This window comes from Glutamicibacter sp. AOP38-B1-38 (assembly GCF_052377485.1).
In the GTDB taxonomy this organism is placed as follows: domain Bacteria; phylum Actinomycetota; class Actinomycetes; order Actinomycetales; family Micrococcaceae; genus Glutamicibacter.
Genome location: NZ_JBQSWU010000073.1, coordinates 1 through 1,884, shown reverse-complemented (window position 1 = coordinate 1,884; position 1,884 = coordinate 1). Strand labels below are relative to the sequence as shown.

The window sequence follows — 1,884 nt, the reverse complement described above, 5'->3', positions numbered from 1 at the left end:
AAAACCGTTCGCACGATTATGGCTTTCTGAGCATGCCTGTCGCGTAGTCGTCCAGGATTCTAAGTACTCCCACACTCGGCCATGCCCTGTTCCTTTTCTGCCCTGACCGCTCAAACAATGTTCCATGCTCAGCCGACTGATTCAAGGCGCGCAGTGCGCTGGTATTCGAAGTTTTCAGTAGCTTCGAAACTAGCTACGTATGCATCACCGATATGCGCTCATGAACGGAAGCAGCTTCCAGGCAGTTGACTGCGAACGCAGCACTTGGAGCTTCTCCCGTGCGGATCCCAGGTCCGATGCCAAATGAGCAATGTGGACAATCCCGATGGAAGCTGCGTACAAGGTAGCTTCAACGAATTCCTCTAGGATTGGCGACGCATTACCATCACGGTACCGAGAAAGCGCCTCGGAGTATCTAGCCCTATTGCGCAACAGCCCGGCGGATACCGGTGCAGTTGTTGACTGGACCAGACCTCGCGCCCTTGGCAAGGAATGAACTAGGGACCCGTCCGGTACGACCCTTGTCGTCTACAACGGGATAAACCGTGTCGAACTGAGCATGGGCAATTACCCTCTGAAGGATGGAGGGCAGGTCCACGCGTACCATAAATGCGCACAAGTCTTCGATCAGTTCAGGTATCAGCGCCGACTGAGGGACTACATAACTGGCTCCTCTCGGACTCGCCCCGCTCGAACCCACCCGAACGAGCTGATCCCGATACGTTTCTGCATGTATCTCCCGCCTAGGTCGTCCCTGCAGTAGCTCTGCATGCATTTTCAATATCGCATCGCTACTAAGCTCATCTGCCAAAGCGAGCGCAGCTTCCATGGCTCGACCATTGGCTGAAACTGTTGATGTGTTCTGAGAACTTGCTAGTTGCAACTCGACAAGCGCTAATTGTCGAGCGTCGACCGTCAGGTTTTCAATCTGCGCAGACGAAGCGGATTCTGTTCTCAATAGGATCGAGGAGCGAGGCCCCAATGAAGCTGATGTCGAACCCAGCATGATACGGGCCTTGTGATCGAAGCTAATCAGCTCGTTGCTTGCCATTTCCATCCGTTGAACCAGTTCATCTGGAATGTCGAAATCTAATAGTGAGAATTTTGTCGGGACAGCTGACTCATATTCGTCTTTGTTCTTGGCTCACTTCGTTCTTGACGTGAAGGCGTCCTGTTCAGACAACCAGTAGTGTTCCTCATGGCCGAGGGCCGGGACCGAATGTGTAACGAGCGCACTATACTAGATACCTTTTAGATGTAAATGTAACTGAGAACAAGAGATAGTTACTTTTTCCCCTACCAACAGGCAATGCCTTCATTTGCATGCCCCGCATATCGTTTCGTCGAGGCTCATCATAGTGATCGACGTCGATACATCATCAGCCATGGCCAACAGCACCGGAGATCTAAGCACGCACAAGTATGCTAGGACCAAACGTCGTCTCCACGCCAGGTTGCATCGACTCCACCGTCCACGTAAATGGTCTGTCCTGTTACGTGTGTATTCTCGACACTCGCACGCCATAGCAATAACTTTGCAGTCGCGCTTGCCTAGGAATGATAGTTCAGCGGTATTGGAACGTTCGCATCCACCATGACGCGGCAAGGTTCAGTGGCCAACAGCTCCCTCGTCATATTGGTGATGACGGTTTCAGGTGCAACAGCGCTCAGCGCAAGGTAGGCCCCAGCCCAATTGGCCGTAGGGCTTTATCGACGCAACCGACGGCTGATGGATCCTTCAGAAGACGCGTAGTTCAAGTATTCGGCCGCCGGACCCTGCGCTTGCAGCTTGTCGCCAGTCCGCAATGCTTCTAGTTCATCGCCGGCAAGCATAGCGTCCACAAGTTCCGTTGAATTCTCTTGAAGGATGGCCATCAATGATAC

The 1,884-nt window shown here is 52.7% G+C and carries 1 protein-coding gene; it reads right to left on the bottom strand.

Annotation, left to right across the window (positions count from 1 at the left end; genetic code table 11):
- Window positions 1–421: 421 nt before the first annotated feature.
- The gene (locus tag ACT3TP_RS18615; protein WP_181150465.1) at window positions 422–1,051 is read right to left on the bottom strand and encodes a Fic family protein; all 630 of its coding nucleotides are present in this window, start codon (window positions 1,049–1,051) and stop codon (window positions 422–424) included.
- Window positions 1,052–1,884: the final 833 nt, after the last annotated feature.